Source organism: Streptomyces sp. NPDC030814 (assembly GCF_055572155.1).
On sequence record NZ_JBVIDX010000071.1, the window covers coordinates 1 to 1,070 of the forward strand.

General features: G+C 69.3%; 1 protein-coding gene. It reads left to right on the forward strand.

Annotation, left to right across the window (positions count from 1 at the left end; translation table 11 throughout):
• Positions 1-121: 121 nt before the first annotated feature.
• On the forward strand, positions 122-1,070 hold a 949-nt coding region (locus ACZ43N_RS42730), incomplete at its 3' end, for an IS481 family transposase (protein WP_468105290.1).

Below are 1,070 nucleotides of genomic sequence, written 5' to 3' on the forward strand. Positions count from 1 at the left end.
TGTTCTGTCCCGGGAGGTTGTGGACGGTGACAGGGCTCACGGCTGACCGATCTTGAAATGGGTGAGGGCCTTCTGGCCTGGTGTGGATTGCGACATCTGCACCAGCAACAGAAAGGCCCTCGTGCCCCACCGTAATGCACCCCTGACCGAGACCGGCCGCCTGCGTCTGGCCCGCTGCGTGGTCGAGGACAACTGGCCCCTCAGACGAGCCGCGGAACGCTTCCAGGTCTCACCGACGACAGCCCAGCGGTGGGCTGAGCGCTACCGTCAGCTCGGCGAGGCCGGGATGTACGACCGCTCCAGCCGCCCGCACACCAGCCCACGCCGCACCCCCACCCGCACCGAGCGCCGGATCATCAAGGTCCGCCTGCTGCGCCGGTGGGGGCCCGCACGCATCGCGGGCCTGCTGCATCTGGTGCCCTCCACCGTGCACCGGGTGCTGACCCGCTACGGCCTGGCCCGCCTCACGCACCTGGACCGGGCCACCGGCCGCGTCATACGTCGCTACGAACGCGACCGGCCCGGCGAGCTGGTGCACGTGGACATCAAAAAGCTCGGCAACATCCCCGACGGCGGCGGCCACAAGACCCTGGGCCGCCAGGCCGGCCGCAAGACCCGCTCCGGCGCCGGCTACAGCTACCTGCACACCGCCGTCGACGACCACTCCCGCCTGGCCTACAGCGAGATCCACACCGACGAGAAGAAGGAGACCGCCACTGCCTTCTGGACCCGCGCCCAGACGTTCTTCACCGAGTGCGGCATCACCGTCGAGCGGGTCCTGACCGACAACGGCGCCTGCTACAAGTCGCACGCCTGGCGCGATGCGCTCGCCGCAGCCGGCATCACGCACAAACGCACCCGGCCCTACCGGCCCCAGACCAACGGCAAGGTCGAACGCTTCAACCGCACCCTGCTCGACGAGTGGGCCTACGCCCGCCCCTACCGCTCAGAGGCCGAACGACGCGACGCCTTCCCCGGCTGGCTGCACACCTACAATCACCACCGCGGACACACCGCGCTCAAAGGCCAACCACCCGCCAGCCGCGTCCCCAACCTCACAGGGCAATACA